We start from the raw sequence: 16,982 nt of genomic DNA on the forward strand, positions 1-16,982 counted from the left end.
GTGTCACAAAGAAGAACCTTACCCTCCCCCGCCCGGGAACCTGTGTGAGCGCGCTGCCCGACAGCCGGCGCCCAGACCCGCCGAGTATCATTGCGGCGGCGCAGATACCGGTGCGCCCACGCGTCGCGCCCGCATGAGCGCGCGAACAAGGTCAGGAGTATCGGCAGATGGCTGAGAACGAATCGGCGATCGAACCGCGTCCAGAGGCACCGGGGATGCGCTCTCACGTTCGCACTCACGCGAAGGCCCTGATGGCTGTGGGCGTCGCCAGCGTGCTCGGCATCGTGGCCTCGTTCGCGTTCCAGCTCGTCAGCGCTCGATTCATCTCCCCCGCAGATCTCGGCCTCCTCGCGGCCTTCCTCGTGATCGTGAACGTCGCGGCGATCGGCAGCGCATCCCTTCAGAGCACCATCACCGTCCAGACGGCTCATGCTCTCTCCGCGTCGGAAGACACGCCCAGACGAGAACAGCACTGGCCGCTCGATGCGATCTTCCTCGGACTCGGAGGCGGCGCCGTCGTCGCGGTCCTGTCGCCGTGGCTCGCATCGACGCTCAACACCACGCCCCTCGTCATCCTGGCCGCCGCAGCGACGATTCCACTGAGCTTCGTCTTCGCCGACGCGATGGGACTGCTGCAAGGATCGGGCAAGGTCGCTCAGGCCGTCTGGTGGTCCACCTTCTCGCAGGTGGCCCGCGTGCTCTTCGCCGTTCTGGCGATCTCCGTCGGTACCGGTCTCGGCGGGATCATGGGGGCGGTTCTCGCGGCACTCGTCGTCGCTGTCGTCGGCGGCGTCTGGACAGCGAGAAAAGTGCCGCGGCCCCGGAACGGCGTCTTCACCTCGTCCGGGATCGCGATCGTGGTGCTCAGCGTCGCCTTCGCCTGGTTGACGAGCTCCGATGTGATCTTCCTCCGGGCCGGTGCCCCCGAAGATCTGGCAGGTTTCTACGCCTCGGCCATCGTGCTCGTGAAGACAGGGTTCCTGCTGCCCTCGACCCTCTCCCTCTATCTGCTCCCGCGCTTCGTCAAGCACCGCGACAACCCGGCGCTCTCCCGCATCGGAGTGCTCGCCACACTCGGGCTCTCCCTTGCGACGAGCATCGTGATGATCCTGGTGTTCCTCGTGCTCGGCGACTGGATCATCGGCCTCATCTACAAGCCCGACTACGCGCCGGCGGCGGACCTGCTCGTACCGACCGCGCTCGCGTATCTCCCCTGGATCGCCGCTCAAGGAATGATGATCAAGATGACCAGCTCGGCATCGCGAGGCGCAGCAGCCCTTCTCGTCGCCGCCGCCGTGGCACAGTGGATCGCCTTCACTCTCACGATCCCGAACCTGACCGCGATGCTGATCTCCTACGCGGCGATCGGCACGGTCGTGCTGGTCGCCTTCTTCGCGATCGACATGCGCAACGCACGGCGCCTCCGGCGCACGCTCGTCGCCTAGGGCTCAGACCGCGGGCTTCGCGAGGCCGCGAGAGATGAGATCTGCCACGATGATGTCGGATGGCGATGCCCCCGGGTCGACGTCGATGACCCGATAGTCGTCTGCGTTCGCCAGGAAATCGGCGACGGCCTTCTGCTCCCAGCCCGACAGGACCGCGCTGGTGCCGATACCCTCACGGCTCTCGGACACCTTACGGTGAACGAGGGTCGGAATGCCGAACACGGCGGCCTCCTGCTGGATTCCCCCGGAGTCGGTCACGACGAAGCTGGCCGAGCGCAGTGCGGCGACGAACTGGCTGTGCTCGAGTTTGGGCATCACCGTGAACTTCGTCAGACCGAGGTCACGGATCGTCTGCTCGATCGCGTCTCGCGAGTATGCATCGACGATGAGACGCAAGGGCAAAGGTGTGTTCGCATCCAACGTCTGCAGCGTTTCGGTCACCAGTGCCGCGTTGGAGATGAACTCGAAACGGTGCAGCAGGACCAGGCCGTAGGGTTCCGTCTCGGCGGCGGCGTCCCCCGCCGCATCCCGCACGGCATCCTTCGCCGTGTTCCCGTGCGTCAGCACGACATTGCGCTGCTTCGCGAGGTTTTCCGCTGCCTCTTCAGTGGGCACGTAGTGGATATCGGCGAAGCGCCCGACGATGCGTCGGTCGAGCTCCTCGGGGAACGGGTGTCGCCAGTTGCCGGAGCGCAGACCGGCCTCGACATGCGCGACCGGCACTTTGAGTCGACGTCCGATGAACGTTCCGAGCACCGTCGTCATGGTGTCACCGTGGACGATGACGACCGAGTCCGCAGGGAGTGTCTTGCGGATGCGGCGGATGTTACCGACCGACCAGCGGGCCACGTCGAACATCCACCCGAGCATCTGCACCGGAGACTTGAGGGGCTTGCCGCGGAAGCCGTTGGCGATCACTTCGGTCGGCGCGGGGAAGCCCAGCTCGGGCATCGCCTTTCGCAGCGACTCGGTGTGCTGCTGGGTCACCCAGTGCTGCACCGGGATCCCCTTGTCGGTCAAGCGGCGGACGACCGGGGCGATCTTGATCGCTTCGGCGGTCGTTCCGTAGATGAAGATGATCATTGATGCGCCTTTCCGGCAACGGGTCCCTGGGATCTCGATCGATCGAGGAAGGCGCCACGATGGACGACGATACCTCGGAGGAGGCCGCTCCAGAACGGGACGAGGAAGACCAGGATGTAGGTGACGTATGACAGCAGGGCCTGCGGCGGGCATCGATTGATCGCCGCGGGGATGAGTGGGGCGAGCAAGAGGAGCACCAGGACCGCGACGAGGGCGAGAGCCACGACTCCGCTCCCGGCGACGGCCAGCCACACGATCGCGGCGATCGCGAGGATCGGGCCGATCGCTGCGAGCAGCAGCACGATCGAGCGGACCGCCGAGGTGCCCGCATAGCTGTCGACGAACAGCGTCCCCCGGTCGAATGAATGCCGCACGAAGCCGCCGACTGTGGTCCGAGGACGGTACGTCGCAGAGAAGCCGGGATCGAGGCGGATTCCACCGTTTTGGGCTATCCACCGCAGGATCTTGGTGTCATCGGAGATGAGTTTGGCATCGCCCTCGGGCCAAGCCTGCGTGAACGCCGCGACGAGGACTTCCTTCCGGGCGAGGAAGGCGCCCGTCCCCTTCGGCGCAGAGTCGAAAGTGGCGGGCGTGAGGTCATACGGGCGAGGATCGCGCAGATACCGACCCCAGAACACGAATGTCGGGACCTCCCAGAATCGGCCGACGAGAGGCGAGGCAGGGTCGGTGTGGACGTGAGCGTTCCACCCGGCCGGCTTCGGATCGGCGGCGACCGCGGAGAGAAGGTACGAGAGTGCGCCCGGTGCGATGATGACGCGCGAATCCAGGAGGAGGATGTGCTCCCCTCGTGCCCGCTCGATCCCGGCCCAGCGTGCGAGAAAGCGTCCACTGTTCTCTTGGCGCACCACCACGAGGTCCCCGGGGAAATCGGCGGCCAGCCGCTCGACGACACCGCCAGACCCGTCATCGCTGCCGTCGTCGACGACGATCACCTCGACGCCCGCATCGGCCTGGCGTACCGCGACGGCCAGAGCGTCGAGAGTCGACGGGAGCCATCGCGCCGAATTGTACGACGGGATGACAACGCTCACGCTCGTGTCACCAGCGAGCGTCATCGCACAGACCCTGCCGGTGATGGCGCCCGTGCAACGTCGGCGGTGCATCCAAGTGGCGGCCGGGCACGCAGATATGATGGGACACGGTAAACACGCACCACCCAACAATACCCGCGACTTTCTGTGCCACCGAAACAACTCGTCGGCAGCGTCGCTTCCCTGAACGAGGAGCCCCTCCGCGATGACCCGCCGGACTCGACAGATCGTTGCAGCAGTTCTCGCCCCCCTCGCGCTGCTTGTCGCGTTGCTCGCCTGGGGAGTCTCCTCCCCTCCGGGTTCGAGCCCGGACGAGGACTACCATATGGGCAGCATCTGGTGCGCGTCCGGTCCCGTCGATGGACAGTGCGAGCTGACCGAGGATGCGACGACCCGTGAGCTCCCTGGCGATGTCGTCAAAGCCGCTGCCTGCTTCGCCTTCCACTCCGGCCAGGCGGCGACTTGCCCGCTCGACGAGACGAACATGGAGCCGACCACCCGCGGTAACTGGCTGGACAACGGCTACCCGCCTGTCTTCTACGCGGTCATGACCACCTTCGTCGGACCGGACCTCTCGGTGTCCATCATCCTCATGCGTTCCATCAACGCTCTGCTCTTCGTCGGCGTCCTGACGGCCCTCTTCTTCCTCTTGCCGTGGCGAATGAGGCACCTCGTGGTGTGGGGCTCACTGGTCGCCCTGGTGCCGCTCGGCGTCTTCCTGATCCCCAGCGTGAATCCGAGTTCCTGGTCGATCATCCAGGCCTGCGGGTTGTGGCTGGCAACGTGGGGTTTCTTTGTGCAGACCGGGCGCAAGAAGATCGGTCTCGCGGCATTGGCCGTCCTGTTGATGGTCATCGGCGCTGGCGCGCGAAGCGACTCGGCCGCGTACGGTGTCCTCGCCGTTGCCGTCGCCATCGTGCTCGGCTGGCGTCGTGACAAGCGGTTCCTGCTCGAGCTCCTCCTGCCTGTCGCCCTCGTTATCATCGCGGCATCGCTGTTCCTGACCAGTGGGCAGTCCGGGGTCCTCACGGCCGAGACGGAGCGCGGAGCGCAGAGCCTCTACCAGCTGATCGTCGGTAACCTGCAGCTGCTCCCCCTCCTCTGGGCCGGCGCCCTCGGCTCCTGGGGCCTCGGCTGGTTCGACACGCCGATGCCGCCTCTTGTCTGGGTGACGTCGGTGTCGATGGTGGCCGGAGTGGTCTTCTGGGGCTTCAAGAAAGGCACTCCGCGCAAATGGCTCGCGCTGGCCGGAGTGGCAGCTGGTCTCATCGTGGTCCCGATGTACATCCTCGTTCGGGAGGGGGTAATGGTCGGAACCGGCGTGCAGCCGCGCTACGTGTACCCGATGATGATCATGTTCGTCGGAATCGCCCTTGTGGGCCTGCGTCGAGCGAACGTCTCGATGAGCCGAGTGCAGCTGATGATCGTCGTCGCCGGTCTGTCGGTGGCCAACAGCCTGGCGCTCAACATCAATATGCGCCGCTACATCACTGGGCTCGACAACCCCGGTTTGAACCTCGACCGCGATGCCGAATGGTGGTGGAATACGCCGATCTCACCCATGACGGTCTGGGTCGTCGGCTCTCTCGCCTTCGCCATCGCGCTGACGACCTTTGCGTGGGTCGCCTGGAGCAGTCGAAACCGCGCCGTCCTGCGCGTCATGGAAGAACCGGAGCTCGCCCGCGCGTGAAGGCGAACCCGGTGCGAGCGGCTTTCGGCCGAGGCCACGGAGTCGACACACCGTGATGACGCGGCACTGCGGAGAGACGGTGGAGCCGGCGATCATCACGGGGCCGACTGACGCGACGTTCCGCGTCAGTCGCGGATCTGATTCCCGCCAGTCGCGCCCTCGGCCCTGAGCGCGTCGACTTCCGCACGCAGGATCGCGACTTCTTCGGCCACTCGTCGCGTTTCGTCCTCTGCGGTGGAGAGCTCCCATGACTGGTGAAGGGTGACACCGACGAGGAGGGCGATCGCACCGACGAAGAGCAGGTTCGACGGCACCTGGACTCCGAGGACGTTCGACAGCCAGAAGAGCAGGTCCGGGAACACCGTGAGGATGAGCATCGCGACGCCGATGATGAGCCAGAGCACCGCGTACTTTTCGCGGAGGCGCTTGCTCAGGAGCATCCAGACGATGATGGCCAGGATGAACAGGGCCGACGCGATACCGACGTAGACGATCATGCGGTGGCCTTTCGACGTCCGCGCATCAGCGCGAGCCCGAGTGCGAACACGGAACGGAACAGATAGATGGTGGAACCGATCGCACCCTGCGAAGGACGCCCGTGCACACGCGGGCGCATGGCGACGGGGACCTGCGTCACCGTGAGACCGGCATGAGCGCCGGCGACGAGCGAATCGATGGTGTCACCCAAGTACTCCGCCGGGTAGTAGCGGACGTATTGCGCGATCGCACGGGAGTTGGCCGCGCGGAAACCGCTGGTGACGTCGGTGAGCTTGGTACCTGCCACTCGTGAGACCACGGAGGCGAGGAAGAGCATCGCCCACTTGCGAGGCCCGCGGACCGCATAGTCACCGACCTCTGCGAACCGCGCGCCGATCGAGATGTCTGCCTTCTCAAGGCCTCCGAGAACCTCGGCGATGTTCGCGGGATTGTGCTGGCCGTCCGCGTCGACCTGAATCGCGCGCTCATATCCGTGCCGCTGGGCGTAGGTGTACCCCGTCTTCATCGCTCCACCGACGCCGAGGTTGAACGGCAGCGGGAGCACCGTGGCTCCGGCGGCCTTGGCGACCGCCACCGTGGCATCGGTCGATCCGTCATCCACCACGATCACGTCATATCGGTCGTCGGCATCGAGGATCTCCGCAACAGTGTGGCCGACGTTCTTCTCCTCGTTCCACGCGGGAACGATCACCAACACTCGTTCATTCACTTTCGCCACGGTTAGCCATCCTAATAGCGATGCCGTCGACGTCAGCGACGCCGATGGACTGTCCTGTTGTAGATCTGCACCTCGATCGCGCGCTGAAGATACAGCACCGCGCACAGCAGCCGCTGCCCGAGGCTCAACCGCTTCAGCCGCGCGCGTACCGCCGCGACATCTTCGGAGTAGATCGCGCGATCCCGCGCTGTCGTCGCGCTGCGGCGTTCGAAGCGGAGGGTCTTCAGACCCGAATATGCCCGGGCCGGGGTGATTCCCATGCGCAGCGCCGTGTCGAAAGAGGCCAGATGAGCATGGACGATGTCGGAGTAGTAGCGGGTCGACTTCACCGCGTGCGACACGCTGTCTCCACGCTGAAGCCAGTAGTAGAGCGCATCACTGCAGGACACGACCTTCGACATACGTTCATACAGCGTCATCGCGACGGCGACATCCTGAGCGTAGCGCCCATCAGGGAACCGGACCCCCTCGAACAGGTGCGACCGGTAGAGCTTCCCCCAGTTCGCTTCGCTGAAGTACTTGAGCTCCACTCGCAAGAGGCGACGCACGGCGACGGAGAACACCGTCTGGTAGGCCCTGGCCGCGTCGTGGAAGACGATCGACGTCCCGAACGGGTCATCGCTGTGCTTGGCCAGTTCGGCTTCTCCCTGGCTCGCCCCGATGTTCCGCCACCGACAGCAACTCATGTCGGCACCTGTCGACTCGATCAGGCCCACGAGGCGCTCCAGCATGCGCGGCGCCATGAGGTCATCGTTGTCGCAGAAGGTGATGAATTCTCCCGTCGCCAGATCGACACCCGCGTTCTGCGCGGAAGCGATGCCGCCGTTCGCCTGATGGCGCACGACGACACGGCGGTCTTCCAGAGCCAATGCGTCGCAGAGTGCTCCGGATTCGTCCGTCGACCCATCATCGATGAGGATGACCTCGATGTTCTCGTGAGTCTGCGCGAGGATAGAGCGGACGCACGGAAGCAGATGCACGCCCGAGTTGTAGACCGGCACGACGATCGAGACCAGCGGGCCTCGCGGGGTCTTCTCCGCATTCATGTGATGCGCACGGATGTCGCCACAGGACCGACGGAGAGAACATCGCCCAGGATCTCGAACTCCGCGCCGTTCATCAGGCCGTGCGAGGTCGGTTCGCTGATTCCCGACGCGTTCACGTTGATCGAGTAATGCCCCGGGCTGAGCCCGTCCGTCGTGAAGGTGATCGACACGTCGCGAGATGCCGTGAGCGGCGCGAGCTCGATGTCGAGCATGTCGGTGTTCGATGCGAGTGCGATCTGCCCCAGCGACGAATCGACGCTGAACCCGATCGCCCAGCGCTCGATCGGTCGAAGCATCTCGACGTCGACGCGCAGGTTGACGTCGTCACCCGCCCGGAGCTGGGCGATGTCCGTGCCGCTCTTCCCGAGGATCTCGATGGAGCGGATCTCGAGTGCGCGGGAGATCTGATCCGGTCGCGCCTGTCCGACGGCGTTCTCCGCGAGAAGTTCGCGGAACCGCTCGATCGCCGTCACCGGGATCCCGTCGTAGACGAGCTTGCCCTTGTCCATGACGACGACACGGTCGCAGAGCGAGGAGATCTGGTCCAAGGCATGGCTCACGATGATGATCGTGCGGCCCTCGGTCTGGAACTCGCGGATCTTCGCGAGACACTTCTCCTGGAACTGCTCATCGCCGACGGCGAGTACCTCATCGACGAGCAGGATGTCCGGGTCCGTGTGCACGGCGATCGCGAACGCCAGCCGGACATACATGCCGGAGGAGTAGAACTTCACCTGTGTGTCGATGAAATCGCCGACGCCGGAGAACTCGAGGATCGCGGCGAACTGCTCCTCCACCTCTTCTCTGCTGAGGCCAAGAACCGAACCGTTCAGGAAGACGTTCTCCCGGCCCGTCAGGTCGGGATGGAAGCCAGCGCCGAGCTCGAGAAGAGCGGCCACGCGCCCGCGCTGCTCGACGGTTCCCTCTGTCGGCTGGATGATGCCACCCAGCACCTTGAGCAGTGTGCTCTTGCCCGAACCGTTGTGGCCGATCAGGCCGATCGTCGTGCCGGCGCTGATACCGAGGCTGACGTCACTCAAGCCCCAGAAATCCTGACGATGCTGTCTCCCGGCGCGACCGAGGGTGACGACTCGCTCTTTGAGCGAGGAGTCCTTTCGCACCGTGAAGCGCTTGGACACGTTGGCGACCCGGATCACCTCGGGTGCGGGCACATCGAAGACGTGTGTCGTGCTTTCTGTCATTTTCAAAGCTCCTGCGCGAAGTTGCCCTGCAGGCGCAGGAAGACACGATGGCTGACGAAGAGCAGCACGACGCCGACGATCAACGCGATGAGCATGCGAATCATGAGGTTGTCCGGCCATTCGACGGCGTCGCCGGAGACCCAGAACGCCCGTTGGAACCCGAGCACCGCAAGGGTCAGGGGGTTGTCCGTGTACAGCTCGATCACCCAAGGGACGGTGACGAGCTGTGACACCATCTGCCAGGAATACACGACCGGGGAGGCCCAGAACAGCAGCATCGTGATCACGTCGACGAGGTACTGGGTGTCCCGGAGGTAGACGTTGACTGCGCCGCAGAACAATGCCAGCGCGAGCCCGAAGACGACGATGAGGGCGAGCGCGGGAAGGAAATAGATGAGACCTGCGTGCAGAGGCGGCTTGCCGATGGCGAATGTCGCGATCACGAGCACGACCAGCTGAACGCCGAAATTGAACAAGGCGGCACCCGTGCTCGCGAGCGGGAAGACCTCGCGCGGGACGTAGACCTTCTTGACGAGTCCCGCGTTGGCCAGGATCGATCCCGTTCCGCCGACGAGGATCTCCTGGAAGAGACCCATCGCGGTCAGACCTGCGAAGACGTAGATGGCGAAATCGGGGATGCCGCGAGCAGCGCCCAGGAAGTGGCCGAGCACCACGAAGTAGATCGCGAGCTGCATGAGCGGCCGTGCGAGCACCCACAGGAACCCGAGAGCCGAGTCCTTGTATCGGGCCTTGAGGTCGCGCTTGACCAGAAGCGAGAGCATCTCTCGGTGATCGACGAGTTCGCGGAAGGGTCCGAGGAAACCTCCCGAGGCCCCCTTACCTACTGCCCCGATGCTCCTCATGGGCATCTCGGCGATGCGCGCGAACCTCGCGCTCGCCGCCGACGGCGTTGCCTCTGTCATGCGTTCATGCTCCCTTGCTGCCGGGCTTCGGCAAGAGTCTGCGCACGATTCGCGAGGGGCGCAGCCTGCCGAGACGACGTCGCCACGGTGCGACTCTCGCAAAGGCAGCGCGGAATCGCGGCTCGAGCTCGGGTTTGTTCATGCGCGCGTACATGTACGCGAAATCTTCCAGACGCCCATCGCCGAAGTCGCCGGCCGCGCGCATGCGCTCGATCTGCTGCATCGTCGTGTCCATCAGGGTGCTGGACATCTGATCGAGATTGTACTCGAGTGCCGTATAGCTTCTCGCGAGGTACGCCGGAGTGGCGATCGTCCTGGTGTGATATCCGAGCTCACCCGCCGCATACGAAGGCATCCGCTCGAGCACGTGTGCGTGACCACCGTCCTTGTACTCCTCGGTGCCTCCGAAGTCCTCGAAACTCCATTCCGGCTCGAGCAGGAGACGGAGAGCCTGCGGGCGCGCGAAGTACATCGACCCGAACGGAGCGAGAGGCGAAAGCTGGTCGGTTGGAACGCGGATGCCGAGGTCGGAAGCGACTTCGACGAATCGCGCGCGGTTATCCCACCACGCGTGCCCCATGGTCCCATAGCCGATGTGCACCATCGGCGGGTAGGCGAGGCCCAGACCCGGCTCGCGCTGGAACAATGCGACCACGTTGGCGACATAGCCGGAGCTGGGCAACAGGTTTCCGAACTGCTGCCGGGCGAAGAGCCGGCCGGGGTTGAACGCGTCCTGTGGTGTCTTCTTGGAGTGGATCTTCACGACCAGCTCGTAGCCGCCGTTGAGCAGCTCCTCCCGGCAGGTGATGAGGAACGCGCTCTGGTCTCGTCCGTCGTTCGATTCGACCACTCGTACATCCACCGAGCCGCGAGGAGTGCGGGTCGCGAGAGTGGCGCGGATCTGTTCCGCTCGCCCCTCGTCCGCGGTCGTCACGATCAGGTCGTAGTCCCCAGGGAGCCGGTCGAGCCCGTCGAGCATCGTCGGTGCGAGCTCCGGGTAGTAGATGTGGGCGATCGCCAATGTGCGCAACGGCGAATTCTTGTCGTAGTTCGTGTCGTGTTCGGGGATCACGTCGAGCAGAGCGGCGTCCGCGTTCAGCGTTCTCGGCTCGACGTTCCTCGCCAGATCCTGCATGAGGATCTCCATCGGGTACCCGTAGCGCGCTGCGGCGTCCAGAGTCCATTTGCCGATCACCGCGAGGCGGTCCAGGTAGGGCGGCCATTGAAAGAACGGACGCCGCTTCAGCGTCGGGCACCCCGCGTCGAGCAGCTGCTCGGCATAGAGCACGGCGTGGTTCTCGACCTTGTCGGTGATGCTGGGGAACGCCACCTCACCGATGAAGCCGTACGACGTGAAGCGCTCGGTGAAGATCGCCTCGTGCTTGACGACCGCGTCTTCGTAGGCGTTCATGGCCGGGAGGTTGGCCCAGTAGTCGATCCATTCCACGCTGGCGACGAGTTCTTTGCGAGCCACCAGCCAATACGACTGGAGATGGTAGGCGAGGTAATCGCGGTGCGTGAAAGGGTTCGGCTCGACGCGGACGTGGTCCGTCATCCCCCAGAAATGGAGCTCCTGACGATCCATGCGTTCGAACACCGGGTCGAAGGGCCGGACAGGGCCGAACCAGGTGTCGTTGGCGAGGATGACCTCGTCGAAATCGCTGATCGCCTCGCCGACGTGGTCGAGACCGTGCTTGTAGCCCCAGATGTCGAACCCAGAATTGTCACGCTCGATCACCTCGTCTGCGACGGTCTCGAGCGTCGCGCGTCCTGCCGGCGCGAGGGCGCCGTTGGAGATGACGAGGATCGTGTCGCAGAAGCGTCGAAGATCCTTCAACGCGTACGGCACGTAGTCTTCGACTTCGCCGCGCCGGTCATAGACCACATAGATGAGCAGGCGCCGCCCACCATCGGGGAAGCGCGCGGCGTCCCGCGTCGGGAAGGTGGTGAGTTCGGCGGTTCTCATCAGAATCCTCCCCGGTAGTTGTCGATGCGGCGTTTCGCGTATCGGAGCACGCGACGGCCGAACTTGGCCACGAAGATCGCGGTGTAGGCGGCCTTGTATGCCGGGCTGGCGATCGCCGCGAGCACGGGGTGGTTCATGTTGAGATACATGCGCGAGAGCCCGAAGGCGCCACTCCCGCTCATCCTCCCCGCGCGCTGGATCAACGTGATCGCATCGACGGGGTAGCCGCGTGTCGTCGAGAAGAGCTGATCCACCTTGTAGTCGATCGCGGTGTGACTGATCGCCGCATGCTCGGGAGTGAGCACGGTTTCGGCGTAGTAGCCCTCCGCACCGGCGACGTGCGCGATCAGGCGTTCCTGGACGCGGGCGAGATCCTTGACCGGGCCGCTCGACGTGTAGTCACGGTAGCTGAGACGCAGCTCGGCGAGAGACGCGAGAGCCTCGGGCCGACACATCCACATCCCCCCATAAGGAGCGAGGGGAGAGATCGTCTCGAGAGGCACATGCACTCCGAGTCTGCGGGCCAGTCGCGCGGCGGTGATGCGATAGCGCCCACCCCCCCAGCCGGAACCGAGGATGGAGTACCCGATGTGCATCGTCGGCGGGAAGAGGACACCGAGGTGAGGCTTCGCAGCGAACTCACCGAGCAGATTCTGCACGTACTCCGGCGATGCGAGGAGGTTCTCGGTCTGGTACCGAGTGAAGTACCGCACGATGTTCAGCGTCTTCTTGACGTGTTTGCGGGCATGCACCTTGACGAGCACGTCGTATTCGCGTTCGAGGAGCAGGTCGTGGCATCCCACGAAGAAGTCGGCCATGTCGCGCCCCTTGCGCGAGGGAGTCACGCGGACGTCGAGTCCGGCATTGCCCAGGTCCCGAGACTCGACGAAGCGCTCGATACGCGCGGCCTTACGCCCGTCGGTCGTCGTGACGATCAGGTCGAACCCGGCGGGAAGGTTACCCAGTTTCCCGCAGAGCTGTTCGAAGGCCGGGAGGTCACGGGCATAGACGACGGCTGCGACGCGGAGGCCGCTCGTATCCGCGCGGGGCGTGGCGCTCTTCTGCGACGCGATCTCGAGGAGCCCCGCATTCGCATTCAGGGTGCGCGGAGCGACCGAGCGGGCGAGCGCGCTCAGCGTCGCGTCGCGGTCCAACCCACGCGTCTCCGCGACATCGAGGATGTCGCTGCCGATGATGCCGTGCCGATCGAGATAAGACGGATACCACGCGAACACGCCGCGGTCGAGGAAGGGATACCCGTCTTCGATCAGGAGATCGGCGACGTGCGCGGGTGCATTTCCCGTCGGATAGGCATCCCCGGGGAAGGCGAACTCGATGCGGTGGCCCGCGGCAGCAAGCCTGGGAGCGATGACCCGCTCCGACTCGACGGGATTCGGGATACGATGCGCCTCGTCCCAGAATGCCGACCACGCCGCACTCTCGAAAAGAGAGCGACGTGCGACGAACCAGGCCCACGGCATGGCCACGAGCGGATGCCCCTGTTCTGGGAACGAAGCGTCGAGGTCTCCCATGATCTCGGAGGCCTGCCATCCGTCACCAGGAATCGCATCCATGCGCTCGAGCATCGCATCGAAGGAATCGAGAGGGCCGAACCAACCGTCGCCGGTGAGCACGATCTCATCGATCTCCCCGTGCAGCGGCTTGAGAACATCAAGCGCATCCCGGTAGTTCGTCGGGGTGAAGCGCTCGGTGTCGACGGGGACGAGCTGCACATCGAGGTGGGCGAGACGCGACTCCGCATCGCTGACCGAGGCCGGCACCGTCACGACCACCCTGGTCGCGTGCGCCGAAAGCGTGGCGAGGGCTGTGGACGCCGTCGGTTCCAGGCTTCGCGAATCACCGGCGAGAGCGTAGACGACGGCTCTCCGCGGGGCCGGGAGGGCGCCGTTCGGCATCACTCAGCGGCCTCCCTGCTGCAGTGCTTTGAGAAGGTACTCTCCGTAGCCGCTCTTGCGAAGCGGCTCGGCACGCTCTCGCAGCTCGTCGTCGGTGAGGAAGCCCATGCGCCAGGCGACCTCCTCCGGGCAGCCGATCGAGAGGCCCTGCCGCTTCTCCACGGTGCGGATGAAGTCGGTAGCCTCCGCCAACGAGTCGAAAGTTCCGGTGTCGAGCCACGCTGTTCCGCGGGTGAGAACCTGCACTTTGAGCTTGCCGCGGTCGAGGTATTCGCGGTTGATGTCGGTGATCTCGAGTTCACCGCGGGGCGAGGGCTTGAGCGCCTTGGCGATCTCGATGACCTCGTTGTCGTAGAAGTAGAGGCCAGGTACCGCGTAGTTGCTCTTGGGCTGCGCAGGCTTCTCTTCGAGTGACACCACTTTGCCTTCGCGGTCGAACTCGACGACTCCGTACGCGGTGGCATCGTTGACCCAGTAGCCGAAGACCACGCCACCCTCGAGCTCGGTGTACTGGCGCAGCTGTGTGCCCATGCCCTGGCCGTAGAAGATGTTGTCCCCCAGGACGAGCGCCACCGGTTCGTCTCCGATGTGCTCCTCGCCGAGGATGAAGGCCTGAGCGAGGCCGTCCGGAGACGGCTGCGTCTTGTACGTGATCGAGACCCCGAACTTCGAGCCGTCGCCGAGCAGCCGCTGGAACGACTCCGCATCATGTGGCGTCGTGATCATCAGAATGTCGCGGATGCCCGCGAGGATCAGGGTCGACAGCGGGTAGTAGATCATCGGCTTGTCGTACACCGGAACCAACTGCTTCGAGACGCCGAGGGTGATCGGGTGGAGCCGGGAGCCTGTGCCGCCGGCGAGAATGATGCCACGCATGAACACCAGTCTCCCTGATCGCGGTCACCTGAACAAACGCCCCGAATCCTCCGCACCCCCACCCGGTACGCTGATGGTCATGCAGAAACTGCTCGTCACCGGCGGCGCCGGCTTCATCGGTTCCAACTTCGTGCACCACGTCATCGAGAACACCGATGCCCACGTCACCGTGCTCGACAAGCTCACGTATGCGGGAAACCGAGCGTCGCTCGACGGACTCCCCGGCGACCGCGTGCGCTTCGTGGAGGGGGACATCGCCGACGCGAAGCTGGTCGACAGCCTTTTCGCCGATGTCGATTCAGTCGTGCACTATGCGGCCGAGTCCCACAACGACAACTCCCTGCACGATCCGCGCCCTTTCCTCGACACGAACATCATCGGCACCTATACGCTGCTCGAGGCCGCGCGACGCCATGACCGCCGGTTCCACCACATCTCGACCGACGAGGTGTACGGAGATCTCGAGCTCGACGATCCCGAGCGCTTCACCGAGCAGACGCCGTACAACCCGTCGTCCCCGTACTCCTCCACCAAAGCCGGTAGCGATCTTCTCGTCCGCGCCTGGGTGCGCTCGTTCGGGGTGCGGGCGACCATCTCGAACTGCTCGAACAACTACGGTCCGTACCAGCACGTCGAGAAGTTCATCCCGCGTCAGATCACGAACGTGATCCGCGGCATCCGGCCCAAGTTGTACGGCGCTGGCCTTAACGTCCGAGACTGGATCCACGCAGACGATCACTCCTCCGCCGTGCTCACCATCCTCGGCAAGGGCGAAATCGGTGAAACCTATCTGATCGGCGCTGACGGCGAGAAGGACAACAAGTCCGTCGTCGAGCTGATCCTCACCGAGATGGGTCAGCCGGCGGACGCCTACGACCACGTGACAGATCGAGCGGGCCACGACCTGCGATATGCGATCGATTCGACCAAGCTCCGCACCGAGCTGGGCTGGACGCCGACCTTCGGCGACTTCGAGTCCGGGCTCGCATCGACTATCGCGTGGTACCGCGACAACGAGGCCTGGTGGGCGCCTTCCAAGGACGCCACAGAGTCGTTCTACGCGTCGAAGGGGCAGTGATGACGGAGTTCGGCAAGGCACTCACGGTCACAGAGACCAACATCCCCGGGCTGCTCCTCGCCGACCTCCCTGTTCACGGGGACTCCCGCGGCTGGTTCAAGGAGAACTGGCAACGCGAGAAGATGATCGCGGCCGGGCTGCCGGACTTCGGGCCGGTGCAGAACAACATCTCCTTCAACGACGCGATCGGAACGACGCGCGGCATCCACGCAGAGCCGTGGGACAAATGGGTGTCGGTGGCGACGGGACGCATCTTCGGCGCCTGGGTCGACCTGCGAGAGGGCCCGACGTTCGGTCGCGTCTTCACCGCGGAGATCGACCCGTCTCGGGCGATCTTCGTGCCCCGCGGCGTCGGCAACGCATATCAGACGCTCGAGGCAGACACCGCGTACGTGTACCTGGTGAACGACCACTGGTCCGCTGATGCGGAGTACTCATTCCTGAACCTCGCCGATGACACCGCGTCGATCGAATGGCCGATCCCGTTGTCCGAGGTCGAGATCTCCGCGAAGGACCTCGCCCACCCGCGACTTGCCGACGTCACTCCGATTCCGCCGAAGAAGACGCTCGTGATCGGCGCCAACGGTCAGCTGGGACGCGCCTTGCGAGAACTCTTCGGCGATGCCCCGGAATACGAGTACGCAGGGCGCGATGAGCTCGATCTCGCAGACCCCTCCTTCTCTTCTGCTCGCCATTGGCGTGACTACGCGACGATCGTCAATGCTGCGGCGTATACCGCGGTCGACACGGCCGAGACGCCCGAGGGACGCGCAGATGCGTGGGCTGCCAATGTCACCGGAGTCGCAACATTGGCGAAGATCGCTGCGGAGAACGCCATCACTCTCGTGCACGTGTCGAGCGACTATGTCTTCGACGGCACCAAGGCCGGCGAGTACGCCGAAACCGACGCCGTGCGCCCGCTCGGCGTGTACGGGCAGACGAAGGCCGCCGGCGATGCTCTGGTCTCCACCGTTCCGCAGCACTACATCATCCGCACGTCGTGGGTGATCGGCGAGGGGAAGAACTTCGTCCGGACGATGGCTTCGCTCGCCGAGCGCGGCATCGACCCGAAGGTCGTCGACGACCAGACCGGACGCCTCACCTTCACCGCGGACATCGCGGCAGGGGTGCAGCACCTTCTGTCCGTTCGTCCGGAGTACGGCGTCTACAACCTCACCGGAACCGGCTCGCCGATGACCTGGGCCGAGCTGGCCAAGACCGTCTTCACGTCCACCGGACACGATGCCGCCCGCGTGACAGGAGTCAGCACCGAGGAGTACTTCTCCTCGGCCTCCGGTCCGATCGCTCCCCGTCCGAGCAACAGCGTGCTGAACCTCGACCGGATCAGCGCGACGGGCTTCTCCCCCTCCCCTATGCTGGACTCGCTCGCCGCGTATCTCGATTGACCGCACTCGGGCACCCATCTTGTCGACGGTCGCACTCGCACAGAAGTGGCTCTCCGCGCCGTCGCGTTCGTCTCTCCCCGAGG

14 protein-coding genes are annotated in these 16,982 nt (G+C 64.8%); 4 read left to right on the plus strand and 10 right to left on the minus strand.

All coding sequences use genetic code 11. The features are described from left to right. Positions 1–167: 167 nt before the first annotated feature. Positions 168–1,445 (plus strand): lipopolysaccharide biosynthesis protein, encoded by a 1,278-nt coding sequence (locus MST3598_RS11245; protein WP_051668007.1) that lies wholly within the window; start codon positions 168–170, stop codon positions 1,443–1,445. A 3-nt stretch (positions 1,446–1,448) separates the two neighbouring features. Here MST3598_RS11245 and MST3598_RS11250 read toward each other — a convergent pair whose 3' ends face one another. Both MST3598_RS11250 and MST3598_RS11255 read right to left on the minus strand, forming a co-directional pair. After that, a complete protein-coding gene (locus MST3598_RS11250) occupies positions 1,449–2,528 on the minus strand; it encodes a UDP-N-acetylglucosamine 2-epimerase (protein ID WP_029258278.1) in 1,080 nt (359 codons plus the stop codon). After that, positions 2,525–3,604 carry a glycosyltransferase gene (locus MST3598_RS11255; protein WP_051670920.1) on the minus strand — a complete coding sequence of 360 codons (1,080 nt, stop codon included), beginning with the start codon at positions 3,602–3,604 and terminating at the stop codon, positions 2,525–2,527. The genes MST3598_RS11250 and MST3598_RS11255 overlap by 4 nt, the downstream gene beginning before the upstream one ends. Positions 3,605–3,785: 181 nt before the next feature. On the opposite strand from MST3598_RS11255, the gene MST3598_RS11260 reads away from it, so the two are divergent. Next, on the plus strand, positions 3,786–5,270 hold the full coding sequence (locus MST3598_RS11260; RefSeq protein WP_029258280.1) for a DUF2142 domain-containing protein: 1,485 nt from the start codon (positions 3,786–3,788) through the stop codon (positions 5,268–5,270). 125 nt (positions 5,271–5,395) lie between these two features. Here MST3598_RS11260 and MST3598_RS11265 read toward each other — a convergent pair whose 3' ends face one another. Genes MST3598_RS11265 through rfbA form a run of 8 tightly spaced genes read right to left on the minus strand, consistent with a single transcriptional unit; the run spans position 5,396 to position 14,415 of the window. Next, positions 5,396–5,767, minus strand: coding sequence for a DUF2304 domain-containing protein (locus tag MST3598_RS11265; protein WP_029258281.1), 372 nt, complete (start codon positions 5,765–5,767; stop codon positions 5,396–5,398). Beyond that, on the minus strand, positions 5,764–6,486 hold the full coding sequence (locus MST3598_RS11270; protein ID WP_231479881.1) for a glycosyltransferase family 2 protein: 723 nt from the start codon (positions 6,484–6,486) through the stop codon (positions 5,764–5,766). The genes MST3598_RS11265 and MST3598_RS11270 overlap by 4 nt, the downstream gene beginning before the upstream one ends. Before the next feature lie 32 nt (positions 6,487–6,518). After that, positions 6,519–7,532, minus strand: a complete 1,014-nt coding sequence (locus MST3598_RS11275; RefSeq protein WP_029258283.1) for a glycosyltransferase family 2 protein — start codon at positions 7,530–7,532, stop codon at positions 6,519–6,521. After that, positions 7,529–8,734, minus strand: a complete 1,206-nt coding sequence (locus MST3598_RS11280; RefSeq protein WP_029258284.1) for an ABC transporter ATP-binding protein — start codon at positions 8,732–8,734, stop codon at positions 7,529–7,531. Before MST3598_RS11280 ends, MST3598_RS11275 begins: the two co-directional genes overlap by 4 nt. A 2-nt stretch (positions 8,735–8,736) precedes the next feature. Then, positions 8,737–9,657 (minus strand): ABC transporter permease, encoded by a 921-nt coding sequence (locus MST3598_RS11285; RefSeq protein WP_029258285.1) that lies wholly within the window; start codon positions 9,655–9,657, stop codon positions 8,737–8,739. A gap of 4 nt (positions 9,658–9,661) precedes the next feature. Further along, the gene (locus tag MST3598_RS11290) at positions 9,662–11,623 is read right to left on the minus strand and encodes a rhamnan synthesis F family protein (RefSeq protein WP_029258286.1); all 1,962 of its coding nucleotides are present in this window, start codon (positions 11,621–11,623) and stop codon (positions 9,662–9,664) included. Next, positions 11,623–13,539: a rhamnan synthesis F family protein gene (locus MST3598_RS11295; RefSeq protein ID WP_136023855.1), complete on the minus strand. Its 1,917-nt coding sequence runs from the start codon at positions 13,537–13,539 to the stop codon at positions 11,623–11,625. Before MST3598_RS11295 ends, MST3598_RS11290 begins: the two co-directional genes overlap by 1 nt. A gap of 3 nt (positions 13,540–13,542) precedes the next feature. Then, entirely contained in the window at positions 13,543–14,415 is an 873-nt protein-coding gene (gene rfbA / locus MST3598_RS11300; RefSeq protein WP_029258288.1) for a glucose-1-phosphate thymidylyltransferase RfbA, read from the minus strand. 79 nt (positions 14,416–14,494) lie between these two features. Between rfbA and rfbB the strand changes: the two genes are divergently transcribed. Then, positions 14,495–15,493, plus strand: coding sequence for a dTDP-glucose 4,6-dehydratase (gene rfbB / locus MST3598_RS11305; protein WP_029258289.1), 999 nt, complete (start codon positions 14,495–14,497; stop codon positions 15,491–15,493). After that, entirely contained in the window at positions 15,493–16,899 is a 1,407-nt protein-coding gene (locus MST3598_RS11310) for a sugar nucleotide-binding protein (RefSeq protein ID WP_029258290.1), read from the plus strand. The genes rfbB and MST3598_RS11310 overlap by 1 nt, the downstream gene beginning before the upstream one ends. Positions 16,900–16,982 lie beyond the last annotated feature (83 nt).

Origin of the sequence: Microbacterium sp. TPU 3598 (genome assembly GCF_002356155.1) — a bacterium.
In the GTDB taxonomy this organism is placed as follows: Bacteria; Actinomycetota; Actinomycetes; order Actinomycetales; family Microbacteriaceae; genus Microbacterium; species Microbacterium maritypicum_A.